The organism is Shewanella psychrotolerans (genome assembly GCF_019457595.1).
Lineage (GTDB): Bacteria > Pseudomonadota > Gammaproteobacteria > Enterobacterales > Shewanellaceae > Shewanella > Shewanella psychrotolerans.
In genome coordinates this window covers 602,000-618,595 of record NZ_CP080419.1, presented here as the reverse complement: position 1 = coordinate 618,595, position 16,596 = coordinate 602,000, and the positions used below count along the sequence as shown (strand labels likewise).

Here is a 16,596-nt window from a genome sequence, read left to right as displayed (position 1 = left end):
AGGTGTATGAAATAAACGAGATTACTAAAAACTACTCTACTGCTGCTGTTTCAACAATAAAGGTTTCCAACTCCCCTTGGCTCTGCTTTGTTAATCGATGCCAATCGGCCTCTAATAAACGTACAGACAAGATACAGTTCCCCAGATCGTCATACTCTTTCTGCTGTATCACATCCAGTCGATAAAACTGACCAAGATAATGCCCAGCCGTCGCTGGGATTTGCAAGGTTAACTCTAGAATGACACGTCCAACAATTTTGTTGATTGCCTCCTGGAGCAGTTCCAAGCCTTTTTGCTGCTGAGCCGAAACCCAAACACGCGTAGGGACCCCTTCATCGTCGTAATCGATCTTAGGACCTACATCTTCCAACAGGTCAATCTTGTTACAGACAACCAATTGTGGAATATCATCGGCACCAATCTCTTTGAGCACAAGCTGCACTTGCTCAAAGTTATCCCCCATATTTTCATCAGCACAATCGACTATATGCAGCAAAAGATCAGCTTCACGAGTCTCTTGTAGTGTCGCCTTAAATGCTGCAACTAGATCATGGGGTAGATGCCTAATAAAACCAACGGTATCGGCTAAAATCACCGGACCATCTTTTAACTCTAACTTTCGCAGTGTTGGATCTAGCGTAGCAAATAACTGATCTGCTGCATAAACGTCAGAAACCGTAAGCGAGTTAAATAATGTTGACTTACCCGCGTTGGTATAACCCACTAAAGAAACTGTGGCTAATTCACTCCGCTGGCGAGCTCGTCGACTCTGCTCTCGCTGTTTATCGACTTTTTCCAGACGTTTGTTAATGGTTTTAATACGACCACGCAATAAACGTCTATCTGTTTCAAGCTGAGTTTCACCTGGGCCTCGCAGGCCGATCCCACCTTTTTGTCTTTCTAAGTGGGTCCAACCTCTAATGAGGCGCGTTGACATGTGGCGCAATTGCGCTAGCTCCACCTGTAACTTGCCTTCATAAGTACGTGCGCGTTGGGCAAAAATATCAAGGATCAATGTAGTGCGATCTAACACACGGCACTGACACACCTGCTCAAGGTTTCTCTCTTGTGCAGGGCTTAATGGATGATTAAAAATCACCACTGTGGCTTCTGTTGCAGCAACAAGCGCTGCTAACTCTTCCGCTTTACCTGAACCAACAAAAAACTTACGATCTGGAGAACGACGACTTCCCGTTATCACACCAACGGTTTCAGCACCTGACGACTCAACTAATAAACGAAGTTCAGTAATATCTTCTCTACTGTCTTCATCCGAAAAGTCTATATGAACAAGAACTGCAGCATCTCCCGCTTCATAGCGATCAAACAAAAAGCAAACTCCTCAGGAAATTACTCAGCACTATCATCTTGCGGTGCGTTATAACCGCCAGCTTGATTTGGTGTGTGGTGGTTACTCACGTTAAATGGACGTGCAGGTACCACAGTAGAAATAGCGTGCTTATATACCATCTGGCTGACAGTATTCTTCAATAAAATAACAAACTGATCGAATGACTCAACCTGTCCTTGAAGCTTGATACCGTTAACAAGGTAGATAGATACCGGAACGCGTTCACGTCGTAATGCGTTCAAAAATGGGTCTTGTAAAGATTGCCCCTTTGCCATTATATAATTTCCTTTTTATTAAAATTAAATAAAACCTAATACAGCATCAATTTCTGGTTTGGTTTTAGTATTATATAGAGTGAATGAATTAGCTAGCGACAATACTGTTTTAGTCGGGCTAGATTTGATTCATTTCCACTTTCTAGCCAATTTAGTTCAGCCCACCCTCGTAACCATGTTAATTGACGCTTAGCCAATTGCCTAGTCGCAACAACAGATTTTTCGACCATAGTATCATAGTCATAGTCTCCATCGAGATATTGCCATGCTTGACGATAACCAACACAGCGCATCGAAGGAAGGTCTAAATGCAGGTCTTCCCGAGCCTTCAAACGCTCAACCTCTTCAATAAAACCCTGATTTAACATCAATTTAAATCTTTCTTCTATAGCTCGATGTAACACTTTACGATCGTTAGGCGCGATTCCAAATTGAATAACTGAATAGGGTAATGCTTCAGATTTAACTTCAGTCAACTCAGTCAGACTTTTACCACTTATACGATAAACCTCTAACGCTCTTGATAATCGCTGAGGATCATTAGGATGAATCCGCTTCGCAGAAACGGGATCGATCTTGTGTAACTGTTGATGCAAAACTTGCCAGCCAAGGGTTTCTGCTTCCTTGGCAATCTCTGCACGGATCTGCTCATTAGCCGCAGGTAATGGAGATAACCCTTCCAAAAGCGCCTTAAAGTAGAGCATGGTACCGCCCACTAACAATGGGGTCTTGCCTGCATCAATAATATTTTCGATCTCTATAAGCGCATCACGACGAAAATCTGCCGCAGAGTAGCTCTCACTGGGATCGCGAATATCAATGAGTCTATGGGGTGCTCGGCTAAGCTCCTCAGCATTAGGTTTAGCGCTACCGATATCCATGTCTCGATAAATCAATGCTGAATCAACCGAAATGATTTCACACTGATGCTTTTCGACGAGTTCGATAGCTAACGCCGTTTTACCAGAGGCCGTTGGTCCCATTAGGGTCAAGATTGTCGGCTTGTTGTTGCTATTCACTCGTTTGCTCACCTAACCAATTCTGCCAAGGTAAAACCTTAGACTCTGACATAATATGTTGTTGCTGCGACTCAGATAACTGACAAAAATCAGTCCAAAGTGCTGCCGCCGAACTAAAATTAGCTCGGCTCTGTGTTACTAACCAGTTAGTGATCGCTTCATCTGCTGGTTCTTCGAAACGAATCCACTGTAAAAACTCAGGTATCACATTAGCTAACTGGCTCTGCCTTAGATATGGGGGCACTTTTTTGATAATCAACTGACCGAGACGAATAGTTAACTCTATTCCTAACTTTCTAATCAGTAGTGCTCGTTGGGCAATGGTATCTTGCCAATCTTCATCCAACTTTATTGATACGGGCATTAAAAGTGGTTGACCAACTAAGCCTGATGATAGTTTGCTACTAATTTGGCTTCGGACAACCTCATCGGCAACCATTGAAAATGAGATCAGCCGTAGCTCATCCGCTTCTGTGACGACCCAAAACTTGCCCGCAAGCACAGCAGGCATAGCTTTACCTTGCACAGGCTTATCTTCAATAACCCTAGCGTTAGGCGTTGTCATCAATTGTGCGTAGTTATTGATCGCAGTTTGAGATGGCAACTCTGGAGCGCGATAGTTATCAGTTCGCGCACCATGATTGCTATAGTCCCCACTATAAGCAGAAGCACGTTCACGAACACCCGCTGTCGGTGCAGACCAAGACAATGAGGTATCACGCTGCCTATGACTAATTGGCGGCTCACTACTGCAGGCATTAATCACCTCAGTTTCATATTGGTCGTCATCTTCCTTATCAAGCTCAAAGCCACAAGGTTCATTTGTGACACCGAGCGGCAATTGCTCAGCCTGTGACAATGCAGACTGTAATGCCTGTAAAATAAAATCATGTACATAACGACTTTCATGAAATCTCACCTCATGCTTAGCCGGATGCACGTTCACATCCACCTGATGAGGGTCGAGGTTCAGCATAAGCACATACCCTACCTGAACCCCTTCAAGCTGCTGAGCAAATGCCTGTCTAACGGCATGGTTCACTAACCGATCACGAACTAATCGACCATTGACATAAAAGTACTGGGTATCATTAGCGCTAGCTTCAAAATAGGGAGACTGAATATAGCCAGTTAACTGTAAGCCATTGTGTTCACAATCTACTGCTAACGCATGCTCAGCAAACTGCTTGCCACTGATCTGGGCTAAACGTTGTAGGTACTGTTGCTCATTTTTAGCTGGACGATAATGACGAACCATCTTGCCATTATGTTTTAAGGTAAAATGGATATCACGGCGCACTAACGCAATCCGTTTTAACCATTCATCAATATGGGTGAACTCCGTCTTATCACTTTTAAGAAAACGACGCCGTGCTGGTGTATTAAAGAACAAGTCGACCGCTTCAACCGTTGAACCGACAGGATGAGCCGCTGGAATCACTTTAACCGCCATATCAGAACCTTCAGCATACGCCTGCCAAGCCTCGGCTTGTTCGGCAGTACGGGAAGTCAAGGTCAAACGCGACACAGAGCTAATACTCGCAAGCGCTTCGCCACGAAAACCAAAGCTTAAGATTGCATCGAGATCATCCAAGGTGGCTAGCTTCGAGGTGGCGTGGCGCGACAAGGCTAAGTTGAGCTGTTCCTTTGGGATCCCAGAACCATTATCTTGGATCTTAATCAGCTTGCTACCGCCTTTATCGATCTCTATATCTACTCTTGTGGCGCCAGCATCTAAGCTGTTTTCAACCAATTCTTTAATAACTGAAGCTGGACGCTCAACGACCTCACCCGCCGCTATTTGGTTGGCAAGCTGTGGAGGCAAAATTTTAATCGACATTTTTGACTCCTTTAAGCGCGAGGAATAACCAGTTTCTGGCCAATACGTAACGTATTGGATGTTAACTTATTTGCCTTCTTTATGCTCGCTATCGAAACTTGGTAACGATGTGCAATAACAGACAAGGACTCACCTTTGGTCACTTTATGGCTAATCATCCCGTTTTTAGCCATTAACGTATTGGCAGGGGGATTGTTCTCAAAATAACGAACAACGCCTTTATGGACTGCATTTGCGATATTGTTTTGGTGCTCTCGTTGGGTCAACAGACGCTCTTCTCTATGATTCGAAATAAAGCCTGTTTCGACCAAAATGGAAGGAATATCTGGCGACTTAAGCACTGCAAAACTTGCCGCTTCAGGCTGATGCTTATGTAACTTGGTCACTCGCCCCAAATTAGACAATACGTCACCGGCAATATTGTGACTAATCGCCATAGAGCGATCCATCGACATATCGAGCAAGGTCATTGCCAAATATTGTTCGTTATCAGTATTTTGAATAATCTCGCCAGCACCACCGAGCAACTCCGAATGTTTCTCTTTTTGCTCCAACCAACGACCTATTTCACTGTTTGCGCGACGCATCGATAACACCCAAACCGATGCCCCTTGAGGTTGAGGAGAAGTAAACGCATCAGCGTGAATTGAGACAAGTAGATCGGCTTTACTATTTCGGGCGATTTCAGAGCGCTTATTTAAGTTAACAAAATAATCACCAGATCGGGTCATCACCGCCTTCATACCTGGAGTCGCATTAATTTTTGCTTCTACTTTTTTAGCGATCTGAAGAACCACTTTCTTCTCGTAAGTACCTGATGGTCCTATTGACCCAGGATCATCACCACCATGACCAGCATCAATGGCAACGATAACATCTCTCATTTTTTCAGAAGGATTTACTTTTGGAGCCTGTTTTACGCCACCAGCACCACCATCAAGATCCACAACCAAGCGATTGCCGTAGGGCGCTGTAGGAGATAAGGCAAAAAGATTCGCTTTAACCGGTTTAACGAGATCAATAACAAGGCGCAAAGTGCCTTTCGACGGCGGCTGGGAAATGCGCACCTTTTTTACAAGCTTACTATTATTCTCAATCTTGCTCAGGTTTACGTTCTTCACCGTTGAATTTAAATCAACCACTAGACGATATGGGCTGGTGAGCGTGAAATGAGTGTATTTTGGCGCTTCGCTCAGGTCAAAAACCACTCGTGTAGATTCAGGCGCCGCCCATATGCGTACACCTTCTAACTTATTTGCACTGTGCGCGATTGCCGGTACGCATAGCAGCAATACAACTAAAACAGATTTTATAATAGAATCAATTCTTATCATTATTATGCAAACTATCTAACAACTTCCCACCTGCCAGGGTTTGTGGAGTAAGCGTAACCTCTCGCCCTTTGCTTAGATACTTTATATCGATCAACAAATCGGCTTCGGGCAAAATACCATCACCCTTATCTGGCCATTCAACGATACACAAACTCGAAGCAGAAAAATAATCTCTTATCCCCATGAACTCTAACTCTTCAGGGTCACTCAATCGATAGAGATCAAAATGAAAAACGTCTATTCCGTTTAATTCATAAGGCTCAACAAGTGTATAAGTCGGACTCTTTACTGCCCCGCGGTGGCCCAAGCTTTGAATCAAGCCACGACTAAACGTGGTTTTACCCGCACCTAACTCACCACTAAGATATAGGGTCAAAGGTGGTTTAATCGCCTGCGCTAACTTTTTACCTAAGCTAACCGTTTCAGACTCATTTTCAAGATAAACTTTCACTGGCACCATTTACTATTCGCCGCAACCTAATAGATAACAAACCTCTTAATAACTGGATACTTTACCCGAAAGTGATCTCTATCTAAACAAACATTAGCGCTTTTTAATCTCAGCAGCCTAAATCTTATCTACCAACAATCGAATATAAGGGAAAAGATCGCAAGCAAGCATTCCTCTCTCTCCCTCTTTAGCAGCCATATCAGCAGCGATGCCATGAACGACAACACCAGCACTAGCGGCATCCATATTGGTCATACCTTGAGCCATCAAAGCCGCGATAATACCGCCTAAAACATCGCCACTACCACCACTTGCCAGTCCTGGATTGCCAACGGGGGCAACATGACAATGGGTACCATCATAAATCAAGGTTCCGGCCCCTTTTAATACTATGACGCCGCCATACTTTTTCTGCAGCGCATATACAGCTGCAAACCTGTCACGTTCAACCTCTTCAATGCTGATGTCTAACAATCGAGCGGCTTCCCCACTATGAGGCGTTAACACCCAATTGTCCTGTTTTTGCGGTTCGAGCGACAATAGATTCAGTGCATCAGCATCCACGACACTGGGTTTATCACTTAATCCAGTAGCTTTTAATAAGTTATATCCCCAATCGTGCTTACCTAAACCTGGCCCAATGAGCAACACATCCGCCCAACCAAGGCGTTGGTAAACTTCCATGTCAACTAACTCGCATCCCCAAAACATTAACTCAGGCCTACCGGAATTGATGATGGGCAGATGTTGAGGACGTGATACCACCGCCACCAAACCTGCGCCTGCTCGTAGGCAACTTTCTCCAGCTAATCTAGGGGCCCCCGCCATTCCAACGTCACCACCAATTACCGTGACTTTCCCACAAGATCCCTTGTGGCTGTTCTTGGCACGTATTGGCAAACCGAGATCTGTCATTCGATAGGCTATATTAAAACATCTTGTTTGCGGTAAAAATGGAGTAAGCCCAATATCGGCAAGCCATAGAGCTCCAACACAATCACGGGCCTTACCAGTAACTAAGCCTTGCTTGACCGCACCAAAGGTTAAGGTTGCATCGGCTTTGACTGCAACGACACCAGTACCAGTATCGGCCTCTATTCCAGAAGGGATATCTAACGAGAGTATCCAGCCATTATGTTGATTTATCGCATCAATAACGCTAGCGATAGGCGTTGACACCTCGCCATAAAAACCGGTTCCTAACAATCCATCAATAATAACATCGGCACCATCTAACGCGAGTTTAACGTCATCAAGCACTCTTCCCCCAGAAGCAATAAAGGCCGCTTTAGCATGGGCGATACCTTCACCGAGCTCATCTCTTTCGACAGCATACAATTGGACATTGCAACCCGCTTCCAGCAGTAAAGTGGCACAAATGTAAGCGTCTGCACCATTGTTTCCATATCCTGCAAAGACTGAAATATTGCCGCCAAGGCGCTGAGCATTTTGTAATAATTCAAATGCAGCCTGCCCCGCCCGCTCAATCAGTTCAATTAAGCTAACCTCTTGTGAATTAATAAAGCTGACTTCGGCGTCCCTAATCATTTGCGCAGAATATAGTTCTTGAGGAAGCTGAGCTTCAGTAAACAACATAGGTATCTCCTTGAGAAAAGCTTTTATATAAAACAGTTACCTTAAATAAGCTTTAAGCATATTCGATATTGACCGTTTTATTGCTGATTAGATTCATTAGAAGCAGGGCTTATTGAAGGAAGATTGATCTTGCACAAAAAATGAAGCGCAGCAGTGGTACTTTTGTTACAAATTCAATCCATAACTAGCACCCGCTAATGCAAAACAAAAAAGCCTGACTTCGGTAAATACCAAAATCAGGCCTCAAAAGTCACTTAACTAGGTAGACTAATTAACTAAGCCACCTCTATACGTGATTAGTCGTTATATTAAAAGCAAAATCAAAACAGCGACTAAATGTCTTCCATACGAATACTATTATGGACTAATCGCTGCTGCTGGATCTTCTCGACACGAACCAAATCATTAAGTGCATTTTTGACATCGCCAGGAACAGACGACTCGGCAGTCTTTTGCAATAGCCCGATGAGTCGATTATCTAAGTCTAGATGTAGCTCAAGTAAATCATCTTCATCCATATTGGCTTTTACAACAAGATCTTGGCAACGTTTGATAAAGTCTTCGAATACGATATCGTTATACCACAGCTCTAACAGACGAGATGGTGCCTCTTCGATGTAATCATCTATCTTCTGAGACACTTCTTTTTCATGTTGTTGCAAGTACTCTAGCATCAACTTCACGCGAGAAGAGTCTACGCCATCATGTAAACGACGATATAGCTTAGCCATCTCTAAACGACATTTAGAGACATATGCTAGCTGTTCATTTAGCTGTTGAAATCTCATCTTACCTTCTCCAATCGATGCCAATTCTAGGCGTTAGTACTGACTTGATTTCATTATGGAAGTATTTATCCCAGTTTTTTTTGAACAAGGTCATAGTTTGAGTACTTCTAAAGTCACTACATTAGATAAGCTTAAAGAATTTTATCTCATATCACGCAAATGCAAATTCTGTGATCTTCTCGCCGCAGCATTGCCAACTAGTTGCTAATTTAGGCGCTTTGGCAACCAACTTACCCAGCAACAACTTACTTAGATTAAACTCTTTTTAATAAATTAACATTCACCGCTTGCATCGGACAGCCACTTGGTAAGGCCTGAGAAACCTAGACACTTTCTAGCGACTGCAATGAACGCCTACAACACTATGCCCCCAGCTTTAAGTGAAAACATATCTGCGCCAGCAATACAAAAGCGGCACCCATTGGGTGCCGCCTTACGAGTATTCAACTTGCGATTAAGCGCAGTTTATTTGTCGAATAAACCTGACGTGGCAATTTTACGCGCATAGCGGTGGCCAGAGTGGTCTTCGTTATTCACGTTGAAATATACAATCACTAGGTCTCGGCTCGGTGATACATATAAACCTTGAGTCATCAAACCACCTTTCCACATATCACCATCAGCCCAAAGTACATCCCACTGACGGCTGTTAGCAACGATATCGGTAGAACCTAAGTAGTCCTCCATAACCGCGCCATCGAAGCCTTTCATAAAGAATTCGTGAGAACGTTTTTCAGTATGAATGCGTTTTAGAATGTCATCTGAAACCACTTGTTCGGTAGCGATTTTGTTCCAGCTTGGCGTGTAAAGCATACCAAAGCGTGCGAAGTCTCTCAGGTTACTAGAGATTAAGCCATGAGCCGCGACAATACCGTCGGTAGTCATGTGTAACTGTAGTGAACCTTCAGCGCCCACTTTTGACCATACTCGACGGTCAAATATTTGATGCCAACGTTCGTGCTCTACTTCTTCAGCAATAAGCACTAACATTTGAGTAAGGCCAGAAGCGTACTGAAAAGACAAACCAGGTTCTTCTTTAGCTTTAGTGCTTTTAAGTACTTCAGCCAGCTTTTCTACACCATGTTTTTCATTAGGAAAACCAAATTCCGCTTCATAAACACGGCGCGCCACGTTATTTGGGTCAAAGCGAGACTCGCTGGTATCTTCCAAATCCATACCCGTCGCCATATCCAAGATATCGCGTGTGGTAATGCCGTCCCAATCAGTGCCTTTAAACTCAGTTAAGTAGTTAGTTACTGGGGCATTTTCGTCAATTTTACCTTCGCTGATCAGCATGTCGATCAATAAGCTAGCGGTAGGTTTTGCCGACGACATCCATACGTGAACGTCCTCTTGGCGCATCCGTGGGTATTTTTCATATACAATATTACCTTTATGCACCACAAGGAAACCCTGCGCACCATCAGATTGCTCTAAAAACTGATCCAGTGTCAGCGGCCCTTTTAATTTACTTTCTGAGATCATGTCGGCTTTAATCAAGCCCACTTCAGGCATTGGCTTTTGCCCCAATGGCATCACCGCTTGGCGAGCCGGTAACACAGCCGTAGGTAAAAACTCAGAAGCACGCATGTTGAAATAAGCAGAAATATCACCGCCTAAAAACAACTCGCCATAGTTTGCTTCACGCGTTGCCTTCTCAAGTTCGATTGGAAAACCATTTTTAAACTCAATAAGAGGCGTTTTTTCTTGAGCCATTGCTTGCGGCAAAGCGCAGGCAAAAGCAGAGGCTAAAAGCACAGATTTAGAAACTTGACTAAACTTTTTCATGATGAACCCTATAAACATTATCTTGTTACACAAAGCCTATAAGCCATGGTGGCCTTATAGGTTTAAAGTTAAATAACTCGCCACTAACAATTATTTGGCTTGCCAGTTTGGTGCACGTTTTTCAGCAAAGGCCGTAGCGCCTTCTTTGGCATCTTCGGTTTTCATTAGCCATTCAAAGCTCTCTTTCTCAACTTTAACGGCTTCTGGTAGAGGTAAATCCAAACCTTTCATTACGGTGGTTTTCATTTTTTGCACTGCCAAAGGCGCACTTTTAACGATGTCTGAGGCAATTTGCTCACACCTGTCCATTAACTCTGCTACTGGCACAACATGGTTGACTAAGCCAAGGCGGTAGGCTTCTGCCGCATCAATACGGTTACCTGTGTAAAGCAACTCAAGCGCATTACCTAGAGGGATCACACGAGGTAAACGTTGGGTACCGTGACCACCAGGGATCCAGCCTAGGCGAATTTCACCAAAGCCATAGTGAGCATCGTCTGTTGATACACGAATATCTGCACCAAGAGCTTGCTCTAAACCACCACCATTACAGTGACCATGAATAGCGGCAATCACAGGTTTAGTCATGGTAAGTAGGCGAGGATATAAACGGTCAACATAACCGTCGGCAGCTGGAGAATTCACCCATTTAACATCGGTCCCCACACAAAAGGCGCGACCTTCACCACTGATAATGCCAACTCGTAAGGTAGGATCATTTTCTAGTTCATCCCAGGCATCGGCAATAGCATTGTAGGTATCGCCATCACAAGCATTCATCACTTCAGGACGGTTAAGTTTTACGTAAATAACACCATTTGCTTTTTCAACGATTACTTTTTCCATTTATCTATCCTCTTGATAATTTGATTTTTTTAATACTTACGGTAATTAGGTTTGCGTTTTTCGGCAAAAGCCGCCATGCCTTCTTTCTGGTCTTCAGTACCAAACAGGCCATGGAATAAGCGGCGCTCTAAATTAAGACCAGGCGCCAAAGGTAGTTCTGCTTGCTGGTTAACCGCTTCTTTACCCGCAAGCACCGCTAAACGGGGGTTGCTGGCAATGGCACTTGCTAATGTCATGGCTTCATCGAGCAACTGACCGTCTTCAACGACTTTAGTGATCAAACCGATTCGCTCAGCTTCTTCGGCGCTGAAAGGCTTGCCAGTCAGGATGTAATACATGGCTTTGGCTTTGCCTACCGCACGCGTTAATCGAGCCGGACCACCGCCGCCTGGAATCACACCTAGCGTTACTTCAGGTAAGGCAAATTTAGCGGTGCTATCGGCAATGATGATGTCGCACATCAACGCGATTTCGGTGCCGCCACCAAAGGCAAAACCACGCACTGCCGCCACTACCGGTTTACGCAGCTTAGCCACTTGGTCCATATAGGCCGCAAGGTTGCCACGATAAGCCGAATCAAAGTCTTGTGAGGCAATCCACTTTAGGTCTGCGCCAGCGCAAAAGGCTTTGTCGCCACCCGCCAATACCATGCAGCCTATAGCGTCATCTGCATCGAAGGCTTTCAGTGCATCAGTCACATCCATTTCTACTTGTTCATTTAAGGCATTTAATGCTTCAGGGCGATTAAAAGTCACCACTCCAACATTGCCAATCTGTTCTGTTGTTACGTATTTGTAGGTCGCCATCTTTAGCTCCTGATTAATTACTAACTATTTACAAGTTGTTGATATAAATCGAAAACCACATCAACAATGAGCTTATGACTCGATTGGAGGTAGTCGTTCTCTCAATACCTTTTTCGAAATTCTGTCTAGGGTTGAACGTGGAAAGCTCGCCACAATCATCACGTTTCTAGGGACTTTGAAATCCGCCAGTTTTTCACGACAGTGGGCTATCACTCTCTCACTCACTTGCTCATGTTTGAGTTTTTTGCCTTCATCACTCAATGAAACAAATGCAACTGGGACTTCACCTAACATGTAGTGCTGCTGGCCAACCACGGCACACTCCATCACTAAACCGGTTTCATCGATGGCAGTTTCGATCTCTAGTGCAGCAACGTTTTCACCGCCAACTCGCAACATATCTTTGTAACGCGCGACATAATGCAGCCAGCCTTGCTCATCGATGCGGATGATGTCGCCGGTATCGAGTGCGCCACGCTTATCGAACGCTTCCGCGGTATGGTCTGCTTGTTGGTAATATTCTTTAAACAGCGTCACGCCGCGATCGCCACGCACGAACAAGAGACCTTGCTCGCCTGGCCCGGCTAAACGCCCATCTTCTTCCTTACGAATTTCGATATCGTAGAAGGGTGAAGGACGGCCAATGCTCCCCGCAGGGCCTGGGTGAAACGGGTCGGTCACGATGCAAGCAGAGAGGGTTTCCGTCATGCCCCACATCGCCATAATTTGTACACCAAACTCTTTTTCAAGCTCGGGCATCAGCTCAAGCCCCATCATCACTCGGACTTTATGGTCTGAAGGCACCGGCTTACCTTTGAGCGCTTTAAAAGCGAAAGGAATCATAGATATCCAAGTGATATCATGATCAACACAAGCATCCCAAAAACGCGATACAGAGAATTTAGGCTGCACAACGACAGTACCGCCGACCCACAAGGTGCTTAATAAACTGATCTGTGCGTTGGCATGAAATAGGGGTAAAAAAAGTAAAGTTCTGTCGTCGTTATTTAAACGCAGGTTGGTTGACATCGACTTACCCGCCCACAATGCATTGGCATTGCTCCACATAGTGGGTTTAGGGCGTGAGGTGGTGCCTGATGTAAACTGAACCGCAAAATTACGCTCAGGATCGCGCGTTAGCTCAGGAATGGACTCATTGCACGCGAGATCGGCAAAGGATTCTGTATGTAAAGTGGCAACAGCTTCTGGTGCCATCTCCCCAGAGACAATCACGGGCGTTAAGTCGCCGCATGCTTCACGCACCACATTTGCATAGTCTGCTGACGTGATCGCACACACAGGGTTCATGACCTGCGCGAAATAGTGAACATTTTCCGCCACTGAGCGCGTATTGGTCGTCACCGGCACAGCACCAAGATAGGCACAGGCAAACCAAGCGATAAGAAAATCAGGCGAATTGTCAAAATGCATTAAGACAAATTTTCCTTCACTTACTCCGCGCTTTTTCAGTCCTGCTGCAACCTGCTTGGCTGCAAGTGATAACTCCGCATAAGTCCAAGATTGACTTGGGCTACCATCGAAAGGAGACCAAACAACAAACGGCTTGTCTGGTTGGCGCTCAACCCATTGGTTCAGCAGCCAAGCAACGTCCATACAACGAAACTGTTCCAATTTAGAGGCTTTATGTTCGTTTACTTTCATCAACTTATTCTCCTTTCAACGATAATTGGCGAGATAAACCTTAAAGACTAAGGATTACGTTTCTCTACATAGATAACGTGATGAGCAACGCATACAACTTGACCATGTTGGTTAGTGGTCACTTTCTCTTCAGTGATCAAACCGTGAGTCGGGCGTTTAGGATGATCTTTTTTCTCAATCACTGTCATGGTGACTTGAATGGTGTCACCTTCAAACACAGGGTTTGGGTAACGGATTTTGTCGTAACCGTAAGACATGCCATGTGGATTTAATGGCTCACCTTGAATACATAAACCCGTGCTGATACTAAATGTCGCATTGCCATGGATAATCGGCTTTTTAAACGGTTGTGTCTTACACCACTCAGCATCAGTGTGGTGTGGCATCCAGTCACCCGAATGCATTGCGTGCATAACAAAATCAGTCTCTGTAATGGTTCTGCCTGCAGTCGTACGTGTTTCGCCGATTTCAAAATCTTCAAAGAATTTGGCAACTTCTTTATATTTCGCTACTTCACTCATATCTGTTCTCTCTTTTTGAATTCTGCATGGCGCAGAATTTAAGGAAATTTAGCTTGGCATCGAACATCTGCACCATGCCATCTGGCTGAGCCTATCCTCGCTGAATATCAATCGCGGGGTAGGCTCAACCACTTGGTTTTATGCGGTTGGAGTTCGCTTGGTTACATACAACTCATGCTCAACATAAGCCACGGTGTCGCCACGTTGGTTAGTGGTCACTTCGGTCTGTGTTATCAGGCCGTGTGTTTTCTGCTTAGGATGGTCTTTCTTCTCAATGACGGTGACTTCTACCTTGATAGTGTCCCCAGGGAAGACAGGCGCTGGATAACGCACTTTGTTAAAGCCATAAGCCATGACGTTTGGATTTTCTGACGAAGATTGGAAAATCAAACCTGTACTGACACAGAAAGTCAGGTTGCCGTGGGCAATACGCGTTCTAAATGGTTGCTCTTTAGCAAATTCTTCGTTGGTGTGATGCGGTTGCCAGTCTCCACTGTGCATGGCGTGCATGACAATGTCGGTTTCCGTAATGGTGCGGGCGTTAGTGACAAAACTTTCGCCAATTTCGAAATCTTCAAAAAACTTATGATCTGACATGATATTTACCTTTTAGTTGAATTTGGAAACCCAACCTGGCCATACACCCAGGTTGGTATTACATCGTTTCGATTAATGTGATTAACGTGGAAGTCCAACGGCTTTCGCTGCAACCAGTGCCTGCACTTCTTCTTCGCTATAGCCAAGGCCAGTTAGCGCAGATATAGTATGCTCGCCAACTTTAGGTGGGTTTTGCGGCTTAACCTTGTTAATGCCGTTACCTTCAACCTGGATTGGGCTATCAATGGTGCGGATCCCCTCGGTACCCTCTACTTCAGGGAAGCAGCCATTGGCGATCATGTGCTCGTCACGAGTACACTCTTCTGTGGTTTGCACCACGCTGAAGTTGACTCCGAACTCTTTTAGACGTGCTTTTACCTTAGCGAGATCATGCAGGCCAACAATCGCTTGCATCTCATCAAACAGCGCTTGATGATTTACAGCGCGCAACTCAGGCGTTGCAAAACGCTCATCACCTTTTAAGTGATCCGCACCGAAGGCATCGCGTAAGTTATCAACGTTGTTTGGGTTCAGCTCAACGATAATGACATAACGGTTATCTTGGGTTTTGAACACACCGCCAGTGACAGGGTTTGGCCACTCTTCACGGTGATACTTCTTCATCGCTGGTGCGCCAACTAATGCGGCCTGCATCATGCTTGAGTTAGCCCACAAACCGTTATTCATCAGAGAGGTAGAGACTTTAGAGCCTTTACCGGTACGCTCTTTATGGAAAAGGCCTGTCATTACTGCACTGAACAGTGCCGTGGCGGTATTCAAGTCGCCGGTGCCAACTGGGAGCGGAACTGGGCCTGCTTCTTTCGGGCGTAGCTCTTCCATAATGCCTGTACGTGCATACCAAGCTGTCATGTCAAAGCCTGGAGCATCTTTGTCTGGACCTTCCAAACCGAAACCGTTAATCCAGGCGTATACGATTTCAGGATTGACCGCTTTGATATCTTCGTAGGTGTGCTTAAGATGTTTTTGCACATTACGTGGAGAGTTAGTTAAGAACACATCCGCCGTCGCAACTAACTTAAGTAGCGCTTCCTGTGCTTCTGGCTTTTTCAAATCCAGAGCCACTGACTTCTTAGTGCGGTTCTGTGTATAGGTGGTGTAGGCAATTTTGCTTTTTGGCATACCAGCAACCATGTGACCATAGCGCCATGGGTCGCCTGCTAGCGGTTCAATCTTAATCACTTCAGCACCGTGGTCGGCAAGCATTACGGTTGCAGATGGTGCAGCTGCCATTGATGCCACTTCAATTACTCGGATACCTTCTAGAATTCCAGCCATTATGGAGTCTCCTAATTTGAACTAAATCTATAAAACCTACGCATTAATAAATCTATTGATTGCAATGTGTTGGCTTAACTAAAAATCCAGTACAACTTGATTGTTAAATGCATCTTGGTTGCACAATGAATTCAAGTGACTGATTGCGTGAACCGGCCAAAACAGCAGGGCCCATAGTTGGGGTGATAAAATCGCAATGTTAATTTGCATTGTGATTTAGCCTCCCCTTCTTGATTCACCAGAAAGTAGTCAATGTATGATTAGGTCCTCCTCAAGCTAGCGGGGGGGAACTCATCTTTGTTGCCATCTCTCCGTCTTGTGATTAATTTATGCCAGTTTTTCATATACGAACAATACAATTTGAAGGACTGAACCCTTCAAACAACTTTTGGTAACTGAGCATGCTTTAACCGATAAGCCAGGATT

15 protein-coding genes are annotated in these 16,596 nt (G+C 44.8%); all 15 read right to left on the bottom strand.

Going from position 1 to position 16,596, the window contains the following annotated elements; all coding sequences use genetic code 11:
- Positions 1-31: 31 nt before the first annotated feature.
- The 15 genes from hflX to K0I62_RS02740 all read right to left on the bottom strand — a co-directional run bounded on the left by hflX (position 32) and on the right by K0I62_RS02740 (position 16,170).
- The gene (gene hflX, locus K0I62_RS02810; protein ID WP_220070028.1) at positions 32-1,330 is read right to left on the bottom strand and encodes a ribosome rescue GTPase HflX; all 1,299 of its coding nucleotides are present in this window, start codon (positions 1,328-1,330) and stop codon (positions 32-34) included.
- 20 nt (positions 1,331-1,350) lie between these two features.
- Positions 1,351-1,626, bottom strand: a complete 276-nt coding sequence (hfq, locus tag K0I62_RS02805) for an RNA chaperone Hfq (RefSeq protein WP_220063089.1) — start codon at positions 1,624-1,626, stop codon at positions 1,351-1,353.
- A 92-nt stretch (positions 1,627-1,718) separates the two neighbouring features.
- Positions 1,719-2,645 (bottom strand): tRNA (adenosine(37)-N6)-dimethylallyltransferase MiaA, encoded by a 927-nt coding sequence (miaA, locus tag K0I62_RS02800; RefSeq protein ID WP_220070027.1) that lies wholly within the window; start codon positions 2,643-2,645, stop codon positions 1,719-1,721.
- Complete coding sequence (gene mutL / locus K0I62_RS02795; protein WP_220070026.1) at positions 2,638-4,485, bottom strand: DNA mismatch repair endonuclease MutL; 1,848 nt, start codon at positions 4,483-4,485, stop codon at positions 2,638-2,640. Before mutL ends, miaA begins: the two co-directional genes overlap by 8 nt.
- Positions 4,486-4,496: 11 nt before the next feature.
- Positions 4,497-5,819 carry an N-acetylmuramoyl-L-alanine amidase gene (locus tag K0I62_RS02790; RefSeq protein WP_220070025.1) on the bottom strand — a complete coding sequence of 441 codons (1,323 nt, stop codon included), beginning with the start codon at positions 5,817-5,819 and terminating at the stop codon, positions 4,497-4,499.
- Positions 5,806-6,279, bottom strand: coding sequence for a tRNA (adenosine(37)-N6)-threonylcarbamoyltransferase complex ATPase subunit type 1 TsaE (tsaE, locus tag K0I62_RS02785; RefSeq protein WP_220070024.1), 474 nt, complete (start codon positions 6,277-6,279; stop codon positions 5,806-5,808). Before tsaE ends, K0I62_RS02790 begins: the two co-directional genes overlap by 14 nt.
- A 108-nt stretch (positions 6,280-6,387) precedes the next feature.
- Positions 6,388-7,866 (bottom strand): NAD(P)H-hydrate dehydratase, encoded by a 1,479-nt coding sequence (locus K0I62_RS02780; protein WP_220070023.1) that lies wholly within the window; start codon positions 7,864-7,866, stop codon positions 6,388-6,390.
- 332 nt (positions 7,867-8,198) lie between these two features.
- A complete protein-coding gene (locus K0I62_RS02775) occupies positions 8,199-8,654 on the bottom strand; it encodes a hypothetical protein (RefSeq protein ID WP_220070022.1) in 456 nt (151 codons plus the stop codon).
- A 465-nt stretch (positions 8,655-9,119) separates the two neighbouring features.
- Positions 9,120-10,442 (bottom strand): serine hydrolase domain-containing protein, encoded by a 1,323-nt coding sequence (locus tag K0I62_RS02770; protein WP_220070021.1) that lies wholly within the window; start codon positions 10,440-10,442, stop codon positions 9,120-9,122.
- A gap of 90 nt (positions 10,443-10,532) precedes the next feature.
- Complete coding sequence (locus K0I62_RS02765; RefSeq protein WP_220070020.1) at positions 10,533-11,288, bottom strand: enoyl-CoA hydratase/isomerase family protein; 756 nt, start codon at positions 11,286-11,288, stop codon at positions 10,533-10,535.
- 29 nt (positions 11,289-11,317) lie between these two features.
- Positions 11,318-12,094, bottom strand: coding sequence for an enoyl-CoA hydratase-related protein (locus K0I62_RS02760; RefSeq protein ID WP_220070019.1), 777 nt, complete (start codon positions 12,092-12,094; stop codon positions 11,318-11,320).
- Between the two features lie 72 nt (positions 12,095-12,166).
- Entirely contained in the window at positions 12,167-13,756 is a 1,590-nt protein-coding gene (locus K0I62_RS02755) for an AMP-binding protein (RefSeq protein ID WP_220070018.1), read from the bottom strand.
- A 47-nt stretch (positions 13,757-13,803) separates the two neighbouring features.
- On the bottom strand, positions 13,804-14,277 hold the full coding sequence (locus K0I62_RS02750; RefSeq protein WP_033538749.1) for a MaoC family dehydratase: 474 nt from the start codon (positions 14,275-14,277) through the stop codon (positions 13,804-13,806).
- Between the two features lie 138 nt (positions 14,278-14,415).
- Positions 14,416-14,874, bottom strand: coding sequence for a MaoC/PaaZ C-terminal domain-containing protein (locus K0I62_RS02745; RefSeq protein ID WP_220070017.1), 459 nt, complete (start codon positions 14,872-14,874; stop codon positions 14,416-14,418).
- Positions 14,875-14,955: 81 nt separating this feature from the next.
- On the bottom strand, positions 14,956-16,170 hold the full coding sequence (locus tag K0I62_RS02740) for a CaiB/BaiF CoA transferase family protein (protein WP_220070016.1): 1,215 nt from the start codon (positions 16,168-16,170) through the stop codon (positions 14,956-14,958).
- Between the last annotated feature and the right edge of the window lie 426 nt (positions 16,171-16,596).